General features: G+C 66.8%; 20 protein-coding genes. 11 read left to right on the top strand and 9 right to left on the bottom strand.

Annotated elements, in window-relative coordinates:
- Positions 1-687: a deoxyribose-phosphate aldolase gene (gene deoC / locus ASD37_RS09805; protein ID WP_056550762.1), complete on the top strand. Its 687-nt coding sequence runs from the start codon at positions 1-3 to the stop codon at positions 685-687.
- On the opposite strand, the gene ASD37_RS09800 is transcribed toward deoC, so the two are convergent.
- From ASD37_RS09800 to ASD37_RS09785, 4 genes are read right to left on the bottom strand one after another with little or no spacing between them, the layout of a single operon-like run.
- Positions 684-1,607, bottom strand: coding sequence for a DUF2993 domain-containing protein (locus tag ASD37_RS09800; protein WP_082570054.1), 924 nt, complete (start codon positions 1,605-1,607; stop codon positions 684-686). The genes deoC and ASD37_RS09800 overlap by 4 nt on opposite strands.
- Positions 1,604-2,419, bottom strand: a complete 816-nt coding sequence (locus ASD37_RS09795; protein ID WP_056551038.1) for a carbon-nitrogen hydrolase family protein — start codon at positions 2,417-2,419, stop codon at positions 1,604-1,606. The genes ASD37_RS09800 and ASD37_RS09795 overlap by 4 nt, the downstream gene beginning before the upstream one ends.
- A gap of 39 nt (positions 2,420-2,458) precedes the next feature.
- Complete coding sequence (locus ASD37_RS09790) at positions 2,459-3,217, bottom strand: hypothetical protein (RefSeq protein ID WP_056551037.1); 759 nt, start codon at positions 3,215-3,217, stop codon at positions 2,459-2,461.
- A 7-nt stretch (positions 3,218-3,224) separates the two neighbouring features.
- Positions 3,225-3,731, bottom strand: coding sequence for a DUF2505 domain-containing protein (locus tag ASD37_RS09785; protein WP_056550760.1), 507 nt, complete (start codon positions 3,729-3,731; stop codon positions 3,225-3,227).
- Positions 3,732-3,814: 83 nt separating this feature from the next.
- Here ASD37_RS09785 and ASD37_RS09780 point away from each other — a divergent pair, with 83 nt between their 5' ends.
- Complete coding sequence (locus tag ASD37_RS09780; protein ID WP_370072722.1) at positions 3,815-4,822, top strand: UDP-N-acetylmuramate dehydrogenase; 1,008 nt, start codon at positions 3,815-3,817, stop codon at positions 4,820-4,822.
- Between the two features lie 15 nt (positions 4,823-4,837).
- Complete coding sequence (locus ASD37_RS09775) at positions 4,838-6,169, top strand: Ig-like domain-containing protein (protein WP_056550758.1); 1,332 nt, start codon at positions 4,838-4,840, stop codon at positions 6,167-6,169.
- Here the strand turns inward: ASD37_RS09775 and ASD37_RS09770 are convergent.
- Positions 6,153-6,905, bottom strand: a complete 753-nt coding sequence (locus tag ASD37_RS09770) for an SDR family NAD(P)-dependent oxidoreductase (protein ID WP_056550757.1) — start codon at positions 6,903-6,905, stop codon at positions 6,153-6,155. The two genes, ASD37_RS09775 and ASD37_RS09770, sit on opposite strands and share 17 nt — an antisense overlap.
- A 191-nt stretch (positions 6,906-7,096) precedes the next feature.
- Between ASD37_RS09770 and ASD37_RS09765 the strand changes: the two genes are divergently transcribed.
- The 7 genes from ASD37_RS09765 (at position 7,097) to ASD37_RS09735 (ending at position 14,406) form a co-directional block, all read left to right on the top strand.
- On the top strand, positions 7,097-8,398 hold the full coding sequence (locus ASD37_RS09765; RefSeq protein WP_056550756.1) for an ROK family protein: 1,302 nt from the start codon (positions 7,097-7,099) through the stop codon (positions 8,396-8,398).
- Positions 8,399-8,431: 33 nt separating this feature from the next.
- Positions 8,432-9,715: a D-inositol-3-phosphate glycosyltransferase gene (mshA, locus tag ASD37_RS09760; RefSeq protein ID WP_056550755.1), complete on the top strand. Its 1,284-nt coding sequence runs from the start codon at positions 8,432-8,434 to the stop codon at positions 9,713-9,715.
- On the top strand, positions 9,712-10,236 hold the full coding sequence (locus ASD37_RS09755) for a YbjN domain-containing protein (RefSeq protein ID WP_056550754.1): 525 nt from the start codon (positions 9,712-9,714) through the stop codon (positions 10,234-10,236). The genes mshA and ASD37_RS09755 overlap by 4 nt, the downstream gene beginning before the upstream one ends.
- 74 nt (positions 10,237-10,310) lie before the next feature.
- Positions 10,311-11,051 (top strand): phosphoglyceromutase, encoded by a 741-nt coding sequence (locus tag ASD37_RS09750; protein WP_056550753.1) that lies wholly within the window; start codon positions 10,311-10,313, stop codon positions 11,049-11,051.
- Between the two features lie 137 nt (positions 11,052-11,188).
- Positions 11,189-12,379: a cell wall metabolism sensor histidine kinase WalK gene (locus tag ASD37_RS09745; RefSeq protein WP_056550752.1), complete on the top strand. Its 1,191-nt coding sequence runs from the start codon at positions 11,189-11,191 to the stop codon at positions 12,377-12,379.
- Complete coding sequence (gene regX, locus ASD37_RS09740) at positions 12,376-13,062, top strand: two-component sensory transduction protein RegX (RefSeq protein WP_056550751.1); 687 nt, start codon at positions 12,376-12,378, stop codon at positions 13,060-13,062. The genes ASD37_RS09745 and regX overlap by 4 nt, the downstream gene beginning before the upstream one ends.
- A gap of 315 nt (positions 13,063-13,377) precedes the next feature.
- The gene (locus ASD37_RS09735; protein WP_056550750.1) at positions 13,378-14,406 is read left to right on the top strand and encodes an NAD(P)-dependent oxidoreductase; all 1,029 of its coding nucleotides are present in this window, start codon (positions 13,378-13,380) and stop codon (positions 14,404-14,406) included.
- Between the two features lie 83 nt (positions 14,407-14,489).
- Here ASD37_RS09735 and ASD37_RS09730 read toward each other — a convergent pair whose 3' ends face one another.
- From ASD37_RS09730 to rfbA, 4 genes are all read right to left on the bottom strand, one after another.
- Complete coding sequence (locus ASD37_RS09730) at positions 14,490-15,269, bottom strand: WecB/TagA/CpsF family glycosyltransferase (protein WP_056550749.1); 780 nt, start codon at positions 15,267-15,269, stop codon at positions 14,490-14,492.
- Positions 15,270-15,623: 354 nt separating this feature from the next.
- Positions 15,624-17,042, bottom strand: coding sequence for a bifunctional dTDP-4-dehydrorhamnose 3,5-epimerase family protein/NAD(P)-dependent oxidoreductase (locus ASD37_RS09725; protein ID WP_082570053.1), 1,419 nt, complete (start codon positions 17,040-17,042; stop codon positions 15,624-15,626).
- 28 nt (positions 17,043-17,070) lie between these two features.
- Positions 17,071-18,066 carry a dTDP-glucose 4,6-dehydratase gene (gene rfbB, locus ASD37_RS09720; RefSeq protein WP_200959860.1) on the bottom strand — a complete coding sequence of 332 codons (996 nt, stop codon included), beginning with the start codon at positions 18,064-18,066 and terminating at the stop codon, positions 17,071-17,073.
- 55 nt (positions 18,067-18,121) lie between these two features.
- Positions 18,122-18,997, bottom strand: a complete 876-nt coding sequence (gene rfbA, locus ASD37_RS09715; protein ID WP_056550747.1) for a glucose-1-phosphate thymidylyltransferase RfbA — start codon at positions 18,995-18,997, stop codon at positions 18,122-18,124.
- Positions 18,998-19,610: 613 nt separating this feature from the next.
- On the opposite strand from rfbA, the gene ASD37_RS09710 reads away from it, so the two are divergent.
- Positions 19,611-21,266, top strand: coding sequence for a lipopolysaccharide biosynthesis protein (locus ASD37_RS09710; protein ID WP_156720821.1), 1,656 nt, complete (start codon positions 19,611-19,613; stop codon positions 21,264-21,266).
- Positions 21,267-21,272 lie beyond the last annotated feature (6 nt).

Here is a 21,272-nt window from a genome sequence, read left to right as displayed (position 1 = left end):
ATGATCTGGACCCGAGACATCGTCGCAGGCATGGTCGACCACACGCTGCTCAAACCGGAGGCCACCGTCGACGACGTGGCCGCCCTCCTCGAGGAGGCGGCCGACCTCGGGGTGTACGCGGTGTGCGTCTCGCCGTCGATGGTCGCCGCGGCCATGCGAGCCCGGTCGGCGGGCACTTTGATCGCGACGGTCGTCGGATTCCCTTCCGGCAAGCACGTTTCGGAGATCAAGGCACACGAGGCCGCGCTTGCCGTCGCAGCAGGCGCCGCCGAGGTCGACATGGTCGTCGACGTCGGCGCGGCGATCCGCGGCAACCTGGACGCCGTTCGCTCCGACATCGAGGCGGTGCGCGCAGCCGTGCCCGATTCCGTGCTCAAGGTGATCGTCGAGTCGGCGGCCCTTCTCGAACTCGCCGGTGAACAGACCCTGGTCGACGTGTGTCTGGCGGCTGCCGAGGCGGACGTCGAATTCGTCAAGACCTCGACCGGATTCCATCCCGCCGGTGGAGCGTCGGTACGCGCCGTCGAGATCATGGTCGCGACCGTCGGACCGACCGTCGAGGTGAAGGCAAGCGGCGGCATCCGCACCGCCGAGGCCGCCGTCGCGATGCTGAACGCCGGCGCCACCCGGCTGGGGCTGTCCGGGACGCGCGCGGTGCTCGACGGACTGGCCTCAGTGGCCCCTTAGAACCCGGTGATGCAGGGCTGCCCCTCGTTGCCGCCGGGAATCGACGCGTTGCGGGCCGAGAGCTTCGTGACGACGCCGGTGTCGGTGACCTGGACGTCGTCCACCTTCAGAGCCAGGGGCGAGTTCGTCGTCAGCTGCGAGCTGACCGCGTCCAGCGCCGGCTGGACGGCCTCGCGCGGCAGTGTGAAGCCCAAGCCGGTCAACTTCTGAACCTGCAGCGACAACTTGTCGTCGACGATCTGTGGCTTGGTCACGATGCTGCCAAGCGGGCCCTCGATGTCGACCGTGCCGTCGGCGGCGTTGGTGGTGACCCCGCTGACCAGGCCGCCGAGCAGGGGAATGGCGTTCTGGATCGTCTGCTTCATGCCGTCGGTCGACCAGGTCGCCGTGACGTCGATCGCTTCGAGGGTGCCCTGCGAGCTGGGGTCGCTCGACGGGCGGGCGCCGTCGATGTCGATCTGGACCTTCATGCCCTTCATGTCGCGGATCTGGTTGCCGGCGGACGTGATGGAGACGTGCTGGTAGTCCTTCGTCAGGTGCTGCCACAGGAACGGCGGGAAGGCCCCGAAGGACACGGTGACGTCATCTTGGAGGACGCACTTCAGGGTGCCCTCGACGATCGTGGCTCCTCGCTGGCGCGCGTAGATTTCGCCGCCGACCAGGCCCGCCGCGGCAAGGGCGAGCACGATGACGAAGACCAGGGCGATCGACATCGGGTCGCGGACCAGGCGCCCGAACTTCGATCCCGACTGTTCGGCCGGTTCGCTGGGGTCGACGCCTGGTGGCGGTCCCTGAGGTGGTCCCTGAGGCGGCGGCCCCACGTACTGCGGTCCGGCCTGCCCTGGCTGGGGCTGATACGGCTGGGGCTGCTGCGGAGGCTGTTGGCCTTGGCGGGCCCAGGGATCGGAGGGGTCGGTCACCCCAGCGATTGTGCCCTACCGACGCGAGCGAACTCGGTTCGGTTGCGCAGCACGGCGACGGTGTCGCGGGCCTTCTCGACCGAATCGAGGTCGACGTCCACCACGAGAAGGTGCGGATCGGCACCCGCGGCGGCCAGCACGTCACCGGTCGGGGAGCAGACCAGGCTGCCGCCGACTCCGGTCGGTCCGACGGCGGCGACCTCGTCACCCGGATAGGCCTGGCCGACGGCTGCGACGACGCTGGTGGCGTCGATCGCGCGGGCCCTGGCGAGCAGGGTCCACTGGTCCAGCTTCCCCGGGCCCGACCCCCACGATGCGTGCACGGTGAGGACCTGGGCGCCTCGTTCGGCGAGTTCGACGTACAGCTCGGGGAACCGGACGTCGTAGCAGGTGGTGAGGCCGACGCCGACTCCGTCGACCGTGATCACGACCGGCTCGAAACCCGGTGCGACGGAGCGTGATTCGGTGAAGCCGAACGCGTCGTAGAGATGAATCTTGTGATAGTGCGCGTCGACGCCGAGGCCCGTGGCGACCAGCGTGTTGGTGACCCGACCGTCGTCGCCGGGGCAGAACATGCCCGCCACGACGACGATGCCGTATCGCTCGGCAACGGCGCGAACTCCCGACGCCCACGGGCCGTCGAGCGGTTCGGCGACGGGCTTCAAGGACACCCCGAAGCGGCACATCGTGGCTTCGGGGAACAGCACCATGGCGGCGCCCGCGTCGGCGGCCCGTCGGCTGTAGTCCTCGACGAGTTCGAGATTGGCCGACGGATCGGTGCCGCTCTGGATCTGCGCAAGGGCAATCCGCATGGCCACATCCTAGTGCCGCGAGCCTAGTGCCGCGCCTCGCTACAGGGGCGCGACCGCCGGCCACGGCACGGTCAGTACGCCGTCGCGCAGGCGGCGCCGTGGCGGCTCAACGGGATACCCGGCGGCGGCCAGCGACTCCACCATCGCCCGCCAGCGCACCCGTGGGCCGAACACCCCGTGCCCCGCGGCCGCGGCCCAGGCCCGGTCGGCCGCGGTCAGAAGGGCGTGGATCGGCTGGCCGGGCACGTTGTGGTGGATCAGCACCTTGGGCAGGCGCTCGGCCAGATCCGACGGCTCGTCGATCGCAAACGGATCGCACGCCAGCGTCAGGCTCACCGGGCCGGAGGCGTCGAGAAGTACCCAGCAGCAACGTCTTCCGAGTTCGTCGCACGTCCCGTCGAGGATCAGCCCGCCGGGCGCCAACCGCGTCCGCATCTGCGACCACGCATCGGCCACCTCGTCGACGTGGTACTGGCGCAGCACGTTGAACGCCCGCACCAAAACCGGTTGCAGCCCGGCCAATTCGAACCCTCCAAGCCCGAAGTCGACACCCTGCTGCGATGGCACGACGCGGTCGGGGTGAATCTCCAGCCCGACCACCCGCACGTCGGGCCGGACCGTCCGCAGCCGCGCCGCCAACTCCAACGTCGTCACCGGAAGTGCGCCGTACCCCAAGTCCACGACGAGGGGCTCGGCGGTCGAGAGCAGCGCCGCCCGCACCCGAGGCTCGTGCACTAGCCAGCGGTCGCTGCGGCGCAACCGGTTGTACCCGGTCGTCCCCCTGGTTGGCTGCCCGATGGGCACGTCAGGCGTTGGCCTTGATCCACGCCGTGGTGAAGTTCTGTTCGGCGGTCAACAGACCCACCAACTGGCCGCCGACGAAGCTCTCCACCTTGCCGCCGACGAGCGGGATGCGAACCTCCACGGTCGCGGTGAACTCCAGCCGCGACCCGCTGCCGGTGGGGGAGAGCACCGCCGTTCCCGACAGCGTCGCCGGGGCGCCGGGGATCGTCCCCTTGACGGTTGCGGTGGCCCTGCCGTCCCGAACCGGGGTCCAGACTTCCTCGCGTACGAAGCTCAGGTCGCCTCGGTGAAACTGCGCGACGACGCCGGGCAAGCGGTCGGCGCGCATCGTCTGGGTGGTGACGACGTCGACGCCGCCGTCGACGCCGGAGGTGATCGAATCCAACGTCGCCTCGTCGGCACCCGACTCGGCCAGTCGTTCGAGCCAATACCTCTGGTCACCGAAGGCGTGATGGATCTGTTCGACGGTGCCGTCATAGTCGGCTGCCATGTCGAAGGAACGCGGCATAGCCGACCACGCTACCGTTAGCGCCCGTGGTCAGTTCGGATATCGGTGGCGTCGAGGTGGCGGTGTCCGTTCCCGTCGCGCCCATGACCACGCTGCGGCTCGGACCCGTTGCCAGCAGGGTCCTGGTGTGCGACACCACCGACAAGGTCGTCGACGTCCTGCGCGAACTCCCCGCCGGTGACCCGAGGGAACGCACCCTGATCCTTGGCGGGGGCTCCAACGTCGTCATCGCCGACGACCTCGCCGACCTGACGGTCGTCCGGCTGGCCAACACCGAGATCACCGTCTACGACGACGTCGTGCGCGCCGAGGCGGGCGCGTCGTGGGACGACGTCGTCGTGACGTCGCTGGCCCACGGGCTCGGCGGCCTGGAGTGCCTGTCGGGAATCCCCGGCTCGGCCGGCGCGACCCCGGTCCAGAACGTCGGCGCCTACGGCGTCGAGGTGTCCGACGTCATCCGCCGCGTCCGGTTGCTGGACCGGCGCAGCGGCGAGGTGCGGTGGGTGGAACCCGACGCGCTGCGCTTCGGTTATCGCACCAGCGTCCTGAAGAACTCGGCGGACGCCGTCGTGCTGGAAGTCGAGTTCGCGCTCGACGCCGAGAATCGCAGCGCGCCCCTGAGGTACGGCGAGTTGGCGAAGGTGCTCGGCGTCGAACCCGGCACGCGGGTGGTGCCGACCCAGGTTCGCGACGCGGTACTCGCCCTGCGGGCCAGCAAGGGCATGGTGCTGGCCGACGGGGACGCCGACACCTGGAGCGTCGGCTCGTTCTTCACCAACCCCGTCGTGTCACCGGCCGAGTTCGCCAGACTGAGCGCGCAGGTCGACGGCCCGGTGCCCAACTACCCGGCGCCGGACGGGGTCAAGCTGGCCGCGGGGTGGCTGGTGGAGCGCGCCGGATTCGGCAAGGGATACCCCGGTGACGGTGCGTCCGCCCGCCTGTCCACCAAGCATGCGCTGGCTGTGACCAATCGGGGGACCGCGACCACCGCAGAGCTGTTGGCGCTGGCCAGAGACGTGCGGGGCGGCGTCTTGCGGGCATTCGGGGTACAGCTCATACCGGAACCGATTCTGGTTGGGTGCGAACTCTAGGTACCGTGTGTACACGTGACCCTCAATCGGCGCCAAGCGCTGACCGCCATCGCCGTGGGCGCCTCCGGCGTACTCGCCGCGTGTAGCGGTAGGACCACGACCGGTTCGCCGGCCTCCACCGAGCCCCCCGCCAAGGCAGAGGTGGCCTTCAAGCCCGCCAAGGACGCCACCAACGTGGCCCCGACCGACCCCGTGGGCGTCGAGGTCACCAACGGTTGGCTGCAGCGCGTGACGCTGACCAACGCCGAGGGCGGCGTCGTCCGCGGCGCGCTGAACTCCGACCGCACCGCGTTCAAGACCACCGAGCCACTTGGCTACGGCGTCACATACAGCTGGGGCGGGTCGGCGGTCGGACGCGACGGCAAGGCGATCCCGTTGAAGGGGAGTTTCACCACCGTCGACCCGCAGACCAAGGTCAACGGTCAGTTCCAGCTCGCCGACGGCCAGGTCGTCGGTGTCGCGGCGCCCATCATCATGCAGTTCGACGCCTCCATCGGCGACGATGCGAAGGCAGCCGTCGAACGGGCGCTGGTCGTCACCACCACCCCGCCCGTCGAGGGCAGCTGGGCCTGGTTGCCCGACGAGGTCGGCGGCTCGCGACTGCACTGGCGCACCAAGGACTACTACCCGCCGGGCACCAAGGTGCACGTGGCCGCCAACACCTACGGAATCCCGTTCGGCGACGGGGCATTCGGCGCCGCCGACTCCACCCTGGACATCGAGATCGGCCGTCGACAGGTCGTCAAGGCCGAGGCGTCGTCGCACCAGATCGAGGTGATCACCGACGCCGGCACGATCATGACCCTGCCGTGCAGCTACGGCGAGGCCGACCTGCCGCGCAACGTCACCCGCAGCGGAATCCACGTCGTCACCGAGAAGTACGAAGACTTCTACATGTCCAACCCGGCGGCGGGTTACACCAACGCCCACGAGCGGTGGGCGGTCCGGATCTCCAACAACGGCGAGTTCATCCACGCCAACCCGTCCAGCGCGGGAGCTCAGGGCAACACCAACGTCACCAACGGGTGCATCAATTTGTCCACCTCGGACGCCGAGCAGTACTTCAACACCGCCATCTACGGCGACCCGGTCGAGGTGACCGGCACGTCGATCGAACTGTCCTACGCCGATGGCGACATCTGGGACTGGGCCATCGGGTGGGACGAGTGGAAGTCGATGTCGGCGCTCAACGACTCGACGCCCCCGTCCAACGTCCCCAGCAGTGCCCCGGCGACCCCCACCGACGCCCCGACGCTGTCGGGTACGCCGACGACGACGCCGCCGTCTGCCGTGACCGTCACCCCGACGGAGACCACGGAGACCACGACGGCTACTCCGGGCGGGTGAACTTCCTCGTCGCGGTGGCTTGATCACGCGGCCGGATGACGATCTGGTCCAGGTTGACGTGCGACGGTCGTGACGCGGCGAACCCGATCACCTCGGCGACGTCCGCGGCGGTCAGCGGGGTCAGGCCCTCGTACAGTGCGTCCGCCCGGGCCTTGTCGCCGCCGAAGCGCACGACGGAGAACTCGGTCTCGACCATTCCCGGCGCAATCTCGGTGAGCCGCACCGGTTTTCCCAGCAGTTCGCCGCGCAGCGTCTGATGAAGCGCGGCCTGCGCATGCTTGGCCGAGGTGTAGCCGGCGCCGCCGTCGTAGATCTCGAACGCCGCGATGGAGGTCACGGTGACGATCAACCCGTCACCGGAGGCGACCAGCTTGGGCAGCAATGCCCTCGTCACGCGCAGGGTGCCCAGCACGTTGGTCTCCCACATCCAGCGCCAGTCGTCGAGGTCGGCGTCGGCAACCGACTGCACGCCCTTGGCGCCGCCGGCGTTGTTCACCAGGACGTCGACCCGGTCGAGCCCGGCCGCCAACTTCTGCACCGCGGCGTCGTCAGTGACGTCCGCCACAATTGCGGTGCCCGCGATCTCCGCTGCGAGGGCCTCGACGCGGTCCTGGCGGCGAGCTACGCACACCACGTGGAAGCCAAGTCCTGCAAGTGTTTTCGCCGTGGCCTCGCCAATGCCGGAGCTGGCACCCGTGACGACCGCGACGGGCTGAGGAGATTCGAGTGACGTCATTCGTCCAACATTAGTTGGCGTGCTAAATTCGCAACGTGTCCGTCAGTCAGGGTTTCAACGTCGCCGCATCGCGTGCGTGTTGTTGTTGTCGCAGCCAGCTTCGCCGCGCCTGACTGAACCCGGACACATCCGTCCTGCTGAGTCGCCAGGTGAGGCAATCACCCACCGGCCGACCTCACGCAAGGACTCCCATGAGCACTCCCACTGTCATTCGCAAGACCCCCGCCGTCATCGCGACGCCCCGCACCAAGCGGGCGCTGTTGGCCAGGCATCACATCGTCGCCCCCTCGCTGCGCGTCGCCGAAGCCGCGGCGGCCTCGGTCTTCGGCGCGGCCAGACTTCGCGGACCCATCGCCCGTGACGTCATCGCACAGACCACCGGCCTGAGTATTGCCACGGTGAACCGCCAGGTCACAGCCCTGCTCGACGCCGGCGTCCTTCGTGAGCGAGCCGACTTGGCCGTCTCCGGCGCCATCGGGCGACCGCGGGTGCCGGTCGAGGTCAACCACGAACCGTTCCTCACCCTCGGTATCCACATCGGTGCCCGCACCTCGATCATCGTGGCCACCGATTTGTTCGGCCGCACCCTCGACGTGGTGGAGACGCCGACGCCGCGGGGTTCACAGAACTCGGCGCTGGCGGCACTTGCCGGCAGCGCGAGCCGATACCTGAGCCGCTGGCATCGTCGCAGGCCACTGTGGGTAGGCGTGACCGCAGGTGGGGTCGTGGACAGCGCCAGCGGCCACGTGGACCACGCCCGGCTCGGCTGGACGGACGCCCCGGTGGGCCCCGTTCTCGCCGAGACCCTGGGGTTGCCGGTGTCCCTGGCCTCCCACGTCGACGCGATGGCGGGCGCGGAGCTGCTGCTCGGCGCGCGCCGAGTGAACGGTTCCGCCGCGTCCAACGCTGCCGCCAACATCGCTCCGGTCACCAGCCTCTACGTCTACGCCAGGGAAACCGTCGGCTACGCCCTGTCGATCGGCGGCCGCGTGCACTCGCCGACCAGCGGACCCGGCACGATAGCGGCCCTGCCCGTGCAGTCCGAAATGCTAGGTGGCAGTGGCCAATTGGAGTCGACCGTGAGCGACGAAGCGGTGCTGACCGCGGCGCGCCGGCTCCGGATCGTGCCCGCCGACGGCCCGTCGTCGACCATCGGCGCGGTGTTGCGCGCGGCGCGACAGGGCAACCAGCCTGCCGTCGACCTGCTCGGTGAACGCGCGCGCGTGCTCGGTGAGTCGGTGGCGCTGCTGCGGGACATGCTCAACCCCGACGACCTCGTCGTCGGCGGTCAGGCGTTCACGGAGTACCCGGAGGGCATGGCCGAGGTCGAAGCCGCCTACGCCAGGCGCTCGGTCCTCGCGCCGCGCGACCTCCGTCTGACCTCGTTCGGCAACCGGATTCAGGAAGCGGGCGCCGGTGTCGTGTCGCTCGGCGGTCTCTACGCCGATCCGATCGCCGCGATGCGGCGCGCGGCCCGCGACAAGACCGCCTGACGCCGTCCGGCGACCCGGTGTAAGTATGAAGTTGTGCGCGTAGCCGTTTTGTCGGTCCATACCTCTCCTCTGGCCCAGCCGGGGACGGGTGACGCGGGCGGCATGAACGTCTACGTGCTGCAAAGCGCGCTGGAACTGGCGCGCCGCGGCGTGGACGTCGAGATATTCACCAGGGCGACCACCTCGTCGGATGCGCCCGTCGTGCGGGTGGCACCTGGTGTGCTGGTTCGCAACGTCGTGGCGGGCCCCTTCGAGGGCCTCGACAAACACGACCTGCCGACGCAGCTGTGCGCGTTCACCGCAGGCGTCCTGCGCGCCGAGGCGACCCACGAACCCGGCTACTACGACGTCGTGCACTCCCACTACTGGCTGTCGGGTCAGGTCGGCTGGCTGGCGCGGGACAGATGGGCGGTGCCGTTGGTGCACACCGCCCACACCCTGGCCGCGGTGAAGAACGCGTCCCTTGCCATTGGTGACCAGCCCGAGCCGCCGCTGCGGTCGGTGGGTGAGCAACAGGTCGTCGACGAGGCGGACCGGCTCATCGTCAACACCGAATACGAAGCGCGCGAACTGGTTTCGCTACACCAGGCGGACCCCGACCGCATCGACGTCGTGCACCCCGGGGTAGACCTCGCGACGTTCACGCCCGGTGACAGGATGCAGGCCCGGCGGGCACTCGGCCTCGGGGCCGACGAGAAGGTGGTCGCCTTCGTCGGTCGGATTCAGCCGCTCAAGGCGCCCGACGTCCTGCTGCGCGCGGCGGCCAAGCTGCCGGACGTCCGCGTGGTGATCGCCGGCGGGCCGTCGGGCAGCGGACTGGCCAATCCCGACTCGTTGGTTCGGCTGGCCGAGGACCTGGGTATGTCCACACGCGTGACCTTCCTCCCTCCCCAATCCCGCGACCAGCTCGTCGGCCTGTACCGGGCCGCCGACATGATGGCGGTGCCCAGCTACGCCGAGTCCTTTGGTCTCGTCGCCGTGGAAGCCCAAGCCTGCGGGACGCCGGTGGTGGCGGCCGCGGTCGGCGGACTACCCGTCGCCGTGCGGGACGGTGTCACCGGCGTCCTCGTCGACGGGCACGACCCCGACGACTGGGCAGCTGCCATGCGGGGGTTGTTCGACCGCGGGCCGCAGACGATGCGTGCCGCCGCTCTCGAACACGCCGCGACGTTCTCGTGGGCCCACACCGTCGATGCGCTGCAGGCCAGCTACGGCCGGGCGATCACCGACTATCAAGCCCGCCACCAGCGCGCCGAGGTGCCGTCGCGGCGCAACGGTCGCCGGTTCTCGATTCGCCGCGGAATCCGGGCATCATGAGCGCGGGCACCGTGAATCCGGCACTCGACGTCATCGAAGCCACCCTCAAGGAGTCCGACCTCGAATACGCCTTCCACGAGGGCTCGGACGGCGCACCGTCCGGGGTGGTCGTCGCGGTTCCCGGTGAGCGGCGGTTGGTCACCAACACGATCTTCACGGTCGGCGACCATACCGTCCGCGTCGAGGCGTTCATCTGTCGCAAGCCCGACGAGGACTTCGAGAAGGTCTACCGCTATCTGTTGCGGCGCAACCGCCGATTGTTCGGCCTCGCATACACCCTCGACAACCTCGGTGACATCTACCTGATCGGCCGGATTGCGCTGGAGTCGGTGAGCCCCGACGTGATCGACGGCATCCTCGGCCAGGTGGTCCAAGCCGTCGAGGCCGACTTCAACATGTTGCTGGAGTTGGGCTTTCACTCGTCGATCCAGAAGGAGTGGGAGTGGCGGGTCAAGCGTGGGGAGTCGCTGAAGAACCTGAAGGCCTTCGAGCACCTGATCGACGACGGCGACGACGACTGAGCGTCGGCCACCGAGTCGGGGCCTAACCGTCGCGAACGCCGCGTCCTCGATCGCGGCGGGATAGCATCGTCGCCATGGCGACACTGGTGCTACTGCGTCACGGCGAAAGCGAATGGAACGCGCTCAATCTCTTCACCGGCTGGGTTGACGTCGACCTCACCGAGAAGGGGCGCGCCGAGGCCGTCAGGGGCGGCGAGCTGATGAAGTCCGAGGGCGTGCTGCCCGACGTGCTGTACACCTCGCTCATGCGGCGCGCCATCACCACCGCCAACCTCGCGCTCGACGCCGCCGACCGGCACTGGATCCCCGTGGTCAGGGATTGGCGGCTCAACGAACGCCATTACGGCGCGCTGCAGGGCCTCGACAAGGCCGAGACGAAGGCCAAGTACGGCGAAGAGCAGTTCATGGCGTGGCGTCGCAGCTACGACACGCCGCCGCCGCCCATCGAGAAGGGCAGCAAGTACAGCCAGGACGCCGACCCGCGCTACGCAGGCATCGGCGGCGGCCCGCTGACGGAGTGCCTCGCCGACGTCGTTGCCCGCTTCGTGCCCTACTTCACGGACACGATCGCGCCCGACCTGCTGGCAGGCAAGACCGTGCTGGTCGCCGCGCACGGCAACTCGTTGCGCGCGCTGGTGAAGTACCTCGACGGTATGTCCGACGCCGACGTGGTCGGCTTGAACATCCCTACGGGGATCCCGCTGGTGTACGAGCTCGACGAGTCGCTCAAGCCGACCGTGCCCGGCGGCAGATATTTGGATCCCGGTGCCGCCGCGGCAGGTGCTGCCGCCGTCGCCGCCCAGGGCGCCAAGTAGTCGACGGGGGCAGGCGGGGCGAACAATGGGTGAACTCCGGTGAACGGAGCCCGAACTCCTGTGTTTGTCTTTGTGACTTGTCCCGATTTGGCCGCACGCTGCTGGGATGACGTTCACCCAGTGCGTACGATTTTCGCGTGAGTGGGGTAGCGGCGCTGCTGTTGACGGCAGTCGTGTCCCTTGTCGCGTTGGGACTTGGCGTGGCGCTCGGATTGTCGCTGGCGCCTCGGATCGCCGAACGCCGAAAGCGACGGTCGACGGACCAGGACGGCATCACCGTCTCCCAGATGCTGCAGCGGATCGTGTCGCTGTCGCCGGTGGGAACCGTGGTCGTCGACAACTACCGTGACGTCGTCTTCATGAACGACAAGGCACGCGAGCTCGGCCTGGTGCGCGACCGACTGCTCGACGACAGGGCCTGGGCGGCCGCGCAGCGCACGCTGGCCACCGGTCACGACGTCGACTTCGACCTGGCCCCGGTGCGACGCCCAATCCCCGGTCGTTCCGGGTTGTCCGTCGGCGGGCACGTACGCCTCCTCAGTGAGGATGACCGACGTTTCGCGGTGGTCTTCGTCGACGACCAGTCGGAGTTCGCCAGGATGGAGGCCACCCGACGGGACTTCGTGGCCAACGTCAGCCACGAGCTCAAGACCCCGGTCGGAGCTATGGGCGTGCTGGCCGAGGCGCTTCAGGCGTCCACCGACGACCCGGCGACGGTCCGCCGGTTCGCCGACATGATGATCACCGAGTCCAACAGGCTGGCCAACATGGTCGGTGAACTCATCGAGCTGTCCAGGTTGCAGGGGGCCGCACCGCTTCCGGATCTGGAGGCCGTCGACGTCGACTCAGTCGTCAGTGAGGCGTTGTCGAGGTACAAGGTGGCGGCCGACAATGCCGACATCGCGATCACGACCGACGCCCCGACCGGCTTCAGTGTCCGCGGCGATCAGGGTCTGCTGGTGACCGCGATCGCCAACCTGGTGTCCAACGCAATTGCATACTCGCCCAAGGGTTCTCCGGTGTCGATCAGCCGGCGCAGTCGCGGTGACAACATCGAGATCGCGGTCACCGACCGCGGCATCGGCATCGCGCGCGACGACCAGGAGCGGGTCTTCGAACGGTTCTTCCGCGTCGACACGGCGCGGTCCCGGGCCACCGGTGGCACGGGGCTCGGATTGGCCATCGTCAAGCACGTGGCGGCCAATCACAACGGATCCATCCGGCTGTGGAGTCAGCCCGGTACCGGCTCGACGTTCACCCTGTCGATCCCGGCCCATCCCGAAACCGACGACGAGTCGGATGAACGAGAGGACCAGACGCAGCTATGACGAGTGTGTTGATCGTGGAAGATGAAGAGTCGCTGGCGGATCCGCTGGCGTTCCTGCTCCGCAAGGAGGGCTTCGAGGCCACCGTCGTCAGCGACGGGCCCTCTGCGCTCGCCGAGTTCGAGCGGTCGGGCGCCGACATCGTCCTGCTGGACTTGATGCTCCCCGGCATGAGTGGGACCGACGTGTGCAAACAACTGCGCTCGCGGTCTAGCGTGCCGGTCATCATGGTGACGGCCAGGGACAGCGAGATCGACAAGGTCGTCGGGCTGGAGCTGGGTGCCGACGACTACGTCACCAAGCCGTACTCCGCGCGAGAGCTGATCGCCCGCATCCGTGCGGTCCTGCGCCGAGGCGTCGACAACGACGATTCGGGGATCGGCGACGGCGTGCTCGAGGCTGGACCGGTCCGGATGGACGTAGAGCGGCACGTCGTCTCCGTCAACGGCACGTCGATCACCTTGCCGCTCAAGGAGTTCGATCTGCTGGAGTACCTGATCCGCAACAGCGGCCGGGTGCTCACCCGTGGCCAGTTGATTGACCGGGTGTGGGGCGCGGACTACGTCGGCGACACCAAGACCCTCGACGTGCACGTCAAACGGCTCCGGTCGAAGATCGAGGGAGACCCGGCCAACCCGGTTCACCTGGTGACGGTGCGCGGGCTGGGCTACAAGCTCGAGGGCTAGTCTCCCGATCTCACACTTACGTATCGCGGTGCAATTTCAGCAATTGCTCGCGGATTAGCCAACCGTGTTACGCTCCATCCCAAATCGTACTTTCGGTATGGAGCTGTCCGTTGTCCCACACGTTGCAGAGCATTGCCGGTCAACCGGATTGCGTGGTCCGCGCCGTCGGCGGCATCCCGTCATCCCTCGGTGAACCGACCCCAAACCTCGATGCGCTGAATCTATTGCAGCAAACGTTTCCCTTCATCTGCCGTGATACGTGGGGGCGCTCGTCATGCGGAAGGTGAGACTTAGGTTCGGAAGGTGTCCCCGTCGATGAAGGTGTTGGTCACCGGTCACCAGGGCTACCTCGGCACGGTCATGGTGCCGCTGTTCCAAGTCGCAGGCCACGACGTGGTCGGCTTGGACAACGGCTACTTCGCCGACTGCATTCTTGGCGTTGCACCGACCGAACCGCCCTGTCTCACAGTCGACCTGAGGGACGTCACCGTCGATCAGCTGCGTGGTTTCGACGCTGTCGTCCACCTTGCGGCGTTGTCCGACGACCCGCTCGGTGCGTTGGCGCCCGACATCACCTACGACGTCAATTACCACGCGGCGGTTCGTCTTGCACTGCTGGCCAAGGAGGCGGGCGTCGGCAGATTCCTCTTCGCGTCAACCTGCTCGATGTACGGCGCGGCGGGAACCGATTTGATGTTCGAGGACGCCGAGCTGCATCCCATCACGCCATACGCGATCAGCAAGGTGCGCGTCGAGGCCGACGTCGGCGCCCTCGCCGACGCCGACTTCGTGCCCGTGTTCCTACGCATCGCAACGGCTTTCGGCTTCTCACCTCGATTGCGGGCCGACACCGTGTTGAACAACCTGGTCGGTCAGGCCGTCCTCACTGGAGTGGTGCGAGTGGTGTCCGACGGCACGCCGTGGCGTTCACTCGTGCACGCACAGGACGTCGCGCGGGCCTTTGAAACGTGCCTGACCGCGCCTGCCGAGATCGTCAGCTGCCGCGCGTACAACGTGGGTGCCGAGGCCAACAACGTCACCGTGGCCGAAATCGCCCAGACCGTCGTTGACACGGTGCCCGGCTCGACCTTGCTGATCGCTGGGGATACCGGGTCCGACCCGCGTTCCTACCGGGTGGACTTCGGCCGCGCGCGGGACGAGCTGGACTTCGAGGCGACGTGGTCGGTGGCCGACGGTGCTGCCGAACTGTACGAGGCGTACCTGGCAAACGGTTTGAACGGCAACGACTTCGACGAAACCTTCACGCGACTCAAGAGGCTGGAATGGCTCGCCACCCACGGTGTCATCGACGAGACGATGCGCCGTCTCAGCGCAATTGCATGACCAACTGAGCCCCGCTGCCCACCGCGGTGGGCAGCGCTCGGAACCCGTGCAACACGCGGCCACGGTCGACGTGCCGCCTGGCGTCACTTCCCGCGGATGATTGCCAGGATCAACCGGGCGTTGCCAAGAAGGTGCTGTCGCCGAATTGGGCTGCCGGTGAACAACAATCGGTACGCCCAGGAGAGGCCGGAGTCTTCGATCCACGTCGGCGTTGGACGCACTGATCTGGCGACGGAGTGGAGATCGACACCGACGTCGATGTAGACGCCGGGTAAGCGTTCCGCGAGCGCTGCGACGGCGACTTCCCGCTCCGGGGAATCCAGGCCAACCCAGACGATGTCGGCTTTCGCCTCGGCGATGCGCTCGATGCAGTCGTGGTTCACGACGTTCCTCGCGGCGCCGAGTGGTGGTGCGTAGGCGCCCGCGATGGTGACGCCCGGGTAGCGAATCGTGGCGTCACCGACGACCTTGGTCAGCGCGCCGTCGCTAGGGCCGATCATGAAATGGCGTAGATCGTCGTCGCGTCCGTGATCGAGAACCTCGACGAAGAACGACGGCGCCCGTACCCGAGCACCCTTCCGAGGAGAGCGGGCTCGGAGGCGCATCGCCCATGCCAACGGTGCTCCGTCGGGAAGGCTGATGCCTGGTCTTGACACGAGTTCGCGGTACTCGTGATCTTGACTGGCCCGCGCCACGGAGTATGCGCTGAACAGACGCACCACGAGACCCCGGTCCGACGACCCCGCTGCGATCGTGACCACGTCGCGGACCGCTGTGTGAAGGTCCGTGACCTCGAACGGCAGGCCGCCGATCAGGACAGACTCCCGAGCGCTGCTCAAGTCGGTCTCTTTGAAGTCGGTCACCCTAGGCCTCGTCGATGCTCGTCATTCGTTGTTTCCGCAAACTCTGACACACGCGATGCTTGATCGGCAGGCTTCGGAAGCGTGGAACTAATCTGAGAACGACGAAGCACGCACGGATGTGCCGTAGTCGCCATGAGTATCTGTTTCTGCACCCCGACAGTCATTTATATGCCTCAATAATCGTTGCCAGCGGTGTGCGTGATCGTCCCGACTTCCTTGATTCGTACTTAGAGTATGGATCTCAAACTTAACGCTGTCCAGCAATTCTGGCAAACTCACAGTGACCAATGGGTGCTGGAGGTGATCGACCGTGAACCGACCGGACCACGGAGTGGCGGGTGACTCGACGGCCGGCTAAACCAGTCCTGCTTTCACATAGGCGGTCAGCGTCACGTCCACGTCGTCGGGTGTGAAGCCGACGGATTGGATTTTGGTCAGGTCGAGGGTGCTGTTGGTGGGTCGTGGTGCGACGGGGTGGGTGGCGTTGGCAAAGTACTGCGCGGTGCTGACCTTGGTGACTCGGGTGGGGTCGTGGCCGGTGAGGGTGAATACGCGGGTGGCGACGTCGGCCCAGGACATGACGGGTCCGGTTCCGGTCACGTTGTAGGTGCCGTAGGGCGGTCGTTCGTCGAGGAGGTGGCCGATGGCGCGGGCGAGGTCGGTGGTGAAGGTGAGGCGTCCGTATTGGTCGTCGACTACCGACGGGTCGACCCCTCGTCCAGCCAGCGATGCCATGGTCTTCACGAAGTTGGTGCCGTCGCCGATGACCCACGAGGTGCGCAGGATGTAGTGCCGTCCCACGGTGGCGACGATGAGGTCGCCGGCGGCTTTGGTCTGTCCGTAGACCCCGAGCGGGGACACCGGGTCGTCTTCGCGATACGGGCGTGGCGTGGTGCCGTCGAAGACGTAGTCGCTGGAGACGTGGACCAGCGTGATGCCGTGGGTGGTGGCGATCCGCGCGAGGGCGGCCACTGCGGTGACGTTGGTGGTCCAGGCCGCGGTGCGGCCCTCGGGTGTTTCGGCGGTGTCGACGGCGGTGAACGCGGCGGCGTTGACGATGGTGTCGTAGTCCTGCCAGCGGCGGGCGGTCTCCAGATCGGGGGAGCACAGGTCGATCTGGGTGCGGTCGGCGAATTCGACGCCCGGTTGGTCGGCGTAGGCGTCGCGCAGCGCGGTGCCGAGTTGTCCGCCGGCGCCGAGGATCAGGGTGGTGCGTGGCGGGATGGGGGTGACGTCGGCCAGCCGCGGGTGGTTGCGGTCCTTGTCGGACAACTCCGCATCCTCCAGCGGGATGGGCCACTCGATGGCCACGGTGTCGTCGGCGAGGTTGAGAAAGGTGTAGGACGCGTCGGGGGAGTAGTGGTCGTTGACCAGGTAGGCGTACGCGGTGTGGGGTTCCAAGGTTTGGAAGGCGTTGCCGACGCCGCGGGGCACGAACACCGCTCGTGACGGGTCGAGTTCGGCGGTGGCGACGGCGCCGAAGGTGGGGCCGTCGCGCAGGTCGACCCAGGCGCCGAAGATGCGGCCGGAGGCTACGGAGATCCATTTGTCCCAGGGTTCGGCGTGGATGCCGCGGGTGGTGCCGGCCGTGTCGTTGAACGAGATGTTGTTTTGTACGGGTGCGAAGTCGGGGAGCCCGGCGGCGATCATCTTGTCGCGTTGCCAGTTTTCCTTGAACCAGCCGCGGTTGTCGCCGTGGACGGGTAGGTCCCAGATCGTCAGTCCGGGGATGGCGGTGGGGTTGGCGTGCAACGGTTTTCCGTACTCGGTCACGGCGATGTCTTCCTGGTCCTGGTCTCCGTCATTGGCCGAGTTCGGCGTAGAACGCTTCGGTGGTGTCCTTGGTGGGGGCCCACCAGTCGTGGTGGTCGCGGTACCAGTCGACGGTGGCGGCCAGGCCGCGGGCGAAGTCGCCGTAGCGGGGCTGCCAGCCGAGTTCGGTGCGAAGTTTGGTCGAGTCGATGGCGTAGCGCAGGTCGTGGCCGGGTCGGTCGGTGACGTGGTCGTAGGCGTCGGCGGGTTCACCCATGAGCTGCAGGATCAGTTCGACGACGGTTTTGTTGTCCTGTTCGCCGTCGGCGCCGATGAGGTAGGTCTCGCCGATGCGGCCTTGCTCCAGGATGGTCAGCACCGCTGAGGAGTGGTCGTCGGCGTGGATCCAGTCGCGGACGTTGCGTCCTTCGCCGTAGAGCTTGGGCCGAACTCCCTGAAGGACATTGGTGATCTGGCGGGGGATGAACTTTTCGACGTGCTGAAAGGGGCCGTAGTTGTTGGAGCAGTTGGAGATCGTCGCGGCGACACCGAAGGACCGCACCCACGCCCGCACCAACAGATCACTACCGGCCTTCGTCGAGGAGTAAGGCGACGAGGGATTGTAGGGAGTGTCTTCGGTGAACCTGGCTGGATCGTCGAGCTCGAGGTCGCCGTAGACCTCGTCGGTGGAAATGTGGTGGAGCCGGGTGTCGTGCTTGCGCACCGTCTCCAACAACGTGAACGTGCCCACGATGTTGGTCTGCACAAAGGGGTTTGGATCGTGCAGCGAGTTGTCGTTGTGCGACTCGGCGGCGTAGTGGACGACCGCGTCGACGGAGGCGACCAGCTCGTCGACCAGGGGTGCGTCGGTGATGTCACCTCGGATGAATGTCACGCGGTCGGGGGGCAGACCGTCCAGTGAGGCGAGGTTGCCGGCGTAGGTGAGTTTGTCCAGCACTGTCACGTGATGGTCGGTGTGTTCCACGACGTGGTGCACGAAGTTCGACCCGATGAAACCCGCACCACCGGTCACCAACAACCGCATCATCGCGTGCTTCCGGATGGAGTCGCCAGTTGGGCGCCCCGGAAAGGCTTGCGCATCAGTGCTCTTCGATTTCGTCGAGAAGGCTGAGTAGGTAGGCCCCATACCCCGACTTGTATAGCAACTCGCCACGCTCCCGCAGTTCGTCATCGGTGATGAAACCGCGTCGCCATGCCGATTCCTCCGGCACTCCCACCTTCAAACCCTGTCGTTGCTCGATGGTCCGGACGTACGCGCCGGCGTCGAGCAGGGAGTCGAAGGTCCCGGTGTCCAGCCAGGCAGTCCCACGCGGCAAGACCTCGACCGACAACTTTCCTGCGTCCAGGTATGCCCGGTTCACGTCGGTGATCTCGTATTCACCGCGATCGGACGGTTTGATGTCCGCGGCGATGTCGACCACGTTGTTGTCGTAGAAGTACAGGCCCGGAACCGCATACTGCGACTTCGGCCGCTTGGGCTTCTCTTCGAGTGACACGGCACGGCGATTTTCGTCGAACTCGACGACGCCATACGCCGTCGGGTCTGCGACCCGGTAGGCAAAGATCGTTCCGCCGCTGAACTTACTGAATCGGCCGAGCTGCGTTCCCAACCCCGCACCATGAAAAATGTTGTCGCCCAACGCTAGTGCGACGTTCTCGGTCCCAATGTGTTCTCGCCCGATGGTGAAGGCTCGCGCCAGGCCATCTGGCACCGACTGGACGGCGTAGGTGATCGAGATTCCGAATTGGGACCCGCCGCCCAGCAGTCGCCGGAAAGCCGTCGCATCGGACGGAGTCGTGATGACCATGACGTCGCGAATTCCGGCGAGCATCAGGGTCGACAACGGGTAGTAGATCATCGGCTTGTCGTAGACAGGCAGCAGCTGTTTGCTGGTGCCAACGGTTATTGGGTGCAATCGAGAGCCGGTCCCCCCGGCCAGAATGATGCCGCGCATGGGTATGAGTGTGACCTGTAAAGCCCCCGGATATCAACTCCAGCGGAAAAAAAATACGTTTGCCAAACATTCGTCGGGCTACTTCATGGGCTTCCGGACAACATATCGGTCGAGGGTAGCCAGTCCGCCGTGCGTGCCGCGCTGAGGTGTGGGTCCCGCGTCGGGGTGTCGCCCGATCGGGTGACGAGCCCGTTGTTCGACCCGGTCCGTTCCTGGCATCCAGAGCAAAATCCGCTGGCAAAAATGTGCATCGCAATGCAGATCTAGTACACATTGATTTGGTCGGGCGAAGCATCAAAAGTCCAGCATAAGACCAGTACAAACCGCTTAAATCTGACATCACACGACAACAGTTGCCGATTTTGGCAAACTCGCGCATACTATGTGACGGCTGACCCGAGCGAGCGTGATCGCGTTGCGCGGAGTCGGCCGACGGGGGAGGTGGTGGGGAAGTGGGAACGTTCAGCGCGTCGGCGCGCGCTTCGGCTCGACCGCGCCAAGACCACATCGGCCACCGACCACATGGTCGACGACTTCAACACGGCGGCAGAGATTTAGTGAATCATTTAGCAATAGCTACACAAGGCCGCCTCGCAGGCGAGGCGAGACGCCGATGATGACGGATGCGGCCGGCTCCTCGGCGTCCACCAATTCGGGTGTGCGGACCAAATCAGGAAGGGTCCAATCGCTCAGCGTCGGCGCGACGTCGCAGATCTTGCCGCTGCTCGCCAGCTACGGCCTCAACCTGCTCGCGACCCCGTACGTCGTCAGTCGACTCGGACTACACGACTTCGGCATCTGGGCGCTGACCGGCGCGATGGCGCAGTACGCCGCTCTCCTGGACATGGGTGCGGCGCGAGCGGCGCAGCGATTCGTGGCGTTGTTCCACGCCCGCGGAGAAACCGAGAACGACCGTGCTGTCGTCGGAGTTTGCGTGAGCCTCGCGCTCGGGCTCGGCGCGGTACTGGGAACGATCGCCTTCTTCGGAGCGGAACTTGCCCAAGCCGTCCTGCACACAGGCGATGTGGCACTCACCCGCTTCTTGTTGCTGTGCTCGGTGTGCATCCTCACGTGCGGTCTGGTGGCTCGAGTACTGGCCGCAGCATCGTTTGGCCGAGGTCGCCAGCTCCCGCCGAACATCGGGCTGGCCCTCTTGGGTGTCTTGCAGATGACCGGCGGGGTCACGGGGCTGGCAGTCGAGGGCACCTTGCGCGGCTTTGCGGTCGGCACCGCCGGTGGGGCCGTCGTTGGGCTTTGTGCAGTCCTCATCGGGATCTACCTCGACGAAGGCCGAATCACCATCGGCAGGCCACGGATTGGTCTGACCAAGGAAGTCGTGATCTTCGGTGTGCACAGCCAGGTTGCCGGAGCCTCCGACGTCGTGCTGTTCCAGTCCGGCAAGCTGATCGCGGGCATCTTGATCGGGCCCGCCGCAGCTGGTGCCTATGAACTTGGAATCCGTCTGGTGCAGGGTGTCCAAGCCTTTGGCGGCGCGGTCTCCGTCGCCATCAACACGCATCTGACCCGGGCGTATGCCACGGCGGGAATGGATGGCATCCGGGAGCAATTCGCGCGGCTCACGCGGCGAAACGCGGCCGTCGCGATATTCCTGCCCTTCTTACTCGGTGCGACTGCGGTATCCGCGGTGCCGTTATGGCTCGGCGCTGGCCACCAGTCGGCGATAATCGTCGCCAGCGCACTCTCATTCGGCATCGCCGTGAACGTGGCAACCGGGGTATGTGCGGCAACGATGTACGCCATCGGACGGCCAGACCTCGCCGGGATTGAGGGTGCGGTATTTGCCGCCGTCTCCGTCGCTTTGGCTGTTCCCTGCGCGGTCGCGTTCGGATTCAACGGCCTCGTCGCCGCTTACGCCTGCTGGATTCCGCTGGGCAATTTGCTCGGAGTGTGGTTTCTGCAGTCGAGGGTCGGCATCTCGCTCAAGACCTTCGTCAGCGCCGTCGCCGGACCGTTCGGACTAGCGATATTCGCAACTGCGCTGTCGCTACCGATCAACCTGTGGGCGGCACCCGAAACTCGCGGTGAGGCAGTCGGACCGTTCCTGGCCTCGACGGTGGTGTTCTGCGTCGTCTACATCACCCTCGGAGCGAAGCTCGACTATCTGCCAAGTCTCCCTCTGCGAGCACTGGTGCTGCGATTCCGGGACAGGGAGCCAGAGCCGGAGGCCGAGATCGCCGTGGCTGCAGTGGATCCCGCCCTCACGTCGAACCTGGTCACCGACGCCACCCGTCGCGGAAATGGTGGGTGACGGCAC

Source organism: Mycobacterium sp. Root135, from assembly GCF_001426545.1.
Classification (GTDB): Bacteria; Actinomycetota; Actinomycetes; order Mycobacteriales; family Mycobacteriaceae; genus Mycobacterium.
The sequence above is the reverse complement of the archived record's forward strand: the minus strand, read 5'-3'. Positions and strand labels throughout refer to the sequence as shown.

What these genes read in the sequence shown, in the direction of transcription:
- deoC (WP_056550762.1), top strand. Translation starts at nt 1, where the DNA reads ATGATCTGGACCCGAGACATCGTCGCAGGCATGGTCGACCACACGCTG.
- ASD37_RS09795 (WP_056551038.1), bottom strand. Translation starts at nt 2,419, where the DNA reads ATGCGGATTGCCCTTGCGCAGATCCAGAGCGGCACCGATCCGTCGGCC.
- ASD37_RS09785 (WP_056550760.1), bottom strand. Translation starts at nt 3,731, where the DNA reads ATGCCGCGTTCCTTCGACATGGCAGCCGACTATGACGGCACCGTCGAA.
- ASD37_RS09780 (WP_370072722.1), top strand. Translation starts at nt 3,815, where the DNA reads ATGACCACGCTGCGGCTCGGACCCGTTGCCAGCAGGGTCCTGGTGTGC.
- ASD37_RS09770 (WP_056550757.1), bottom strand. Translation starts at nt 6,905, where the DNA reads ATGACGTCACTCGAATCTCCTCAGCCCGTCGCGGTCGTCACGGGTGCC.
- ASD37_RS09765 (WP_056550756.1), top strand. Translation starts at nt 7,097, where the DNA reads ATGAGCACTCCCACTGTCATTCGCAAGACCCCCGCCGTCATCGCGACG.
- ASD37_RS09755 (WP_056550754.1), top strand. Translation starts at nt 9,712, where the DNA reads ATGAGCGCGGGCACCGTGAATCCGGCACTCGACGTCATCGAAGCCACC.
- ASD37_RS09750 (WP_056550753.1), top strand. Translation starts at nt 10,311, where the DNA reads ATGGCGACACTGGTGCTACTGCGTCACGGCGAAAGCGAATGGAACGCG.
- regX (WP_056550751.1), top strand. Translation starts at nt 12,376, where the DNA reads ATGACGAGTGTGTTGATCGTGGAAGATGAAGAGTCGCTGGCGGATCCG.
- ASD37_RS09735 (WP_056550750.1), top strand. Translation starts at nt 13,378, where the DNA reads ATGAAGGTGTTGGTCACCGGTCACCAGGGCTACCTCGGCACGGTCATG.
- rfbB (WP_200959860.1), bottom strand. Translation starts at nt 18,066, where the DNA reads ATGCGGTTGTTGGTGACCGGTGGTGCGGGTTTCATCGGGTCGAACTTC.
- rfbA (WP_056550747.1), bottom strand. Translation starts at nt 18,997, where the DNA reads ATGCGCGGCATCATTCTGGCCGGGGGGACCGGCTCTCGATTGCACCCA.
- ASD37_RS09710 (WP_156720821.1), top strand. Translation starts at nt 19,611, where the DNA reads ATGATGACGGATGCGGCCGGCTCCTCGGCGTCCACCAATTCGGGTGTG.